This window comes from Methylophaga sp. UBA4204 (assembly GCF_002379485.1).
Lineage (GTDB): Bacteria > Pseudomonadota > Gammaproteobacteria > Nitrosococcales > Methylophagaceae > Methylophaga.
Map to the genome: position 1 here is coordinate 6,742 of NZ_DFTU01000075.1, position 559 is coordinate 7,300.

The following is a 559-nucleotide window of genomic DNA, read 5'->3' on the forward strand; positions in this document are numbered from 1 at the left end:
CAAAAGAATATAAATCCTCCCATGGCTCGCATAATGTAATAAGGATGCATCTGTGCCACGGACTCTACAAAGGTATAAGACAAATTCCCATACTCGTCATAGGCACGCCACATTAAACCTTGCATGATTCCAGCCACCCACATAGAGGTGATATAAATAGCTGTGCCTATGGTGGCCAACCAGAAATGGACATTCACCAACCTGACAGAGAACATGGTGGTATTCCACATCCGTTCAACCATATGATAAAGCGCGCCAATTGAAACCATGGCGACCCACCCTAAAGCGCCTGAGTGCACATGCCCAATTGTCCAGTCTGTGTAATGTGATAACGCATTGACCGTTTTAGATGCCATTACCGGTCCTTCGAAAGTGGACATTGCGTAAAAGGCGAGAGACACAATGAGAAAACGCAAAATATAGTCTGTCCGAAGTTTGTCCCATGCCCCACTAAGTGTAAACATCCCATTTAATGCCCCGCCCCATGATGGAATGATCATGGCTAATGAAATGGCGGCACCCAGAGAACCGGTCCAGTCAGGTAATGCGGTGTATTGGA

The 559-nt window shown here is 46.5% G+C and carries 1 protein-coding gene; it reads right to left on the bottom strand.

Annotation, left to right across the window (positions count from 1 at the left end; all coding sequences use genetic code 11):
- Window positions 1-559, bottom strand: a 559-nt coding sequence (locus tag B3182_RS10875) for a cbb3-type cytochrome c oxidase subunit I (protein WP_292752745.1), incomplete at both ends; no start/stop codon positions are given.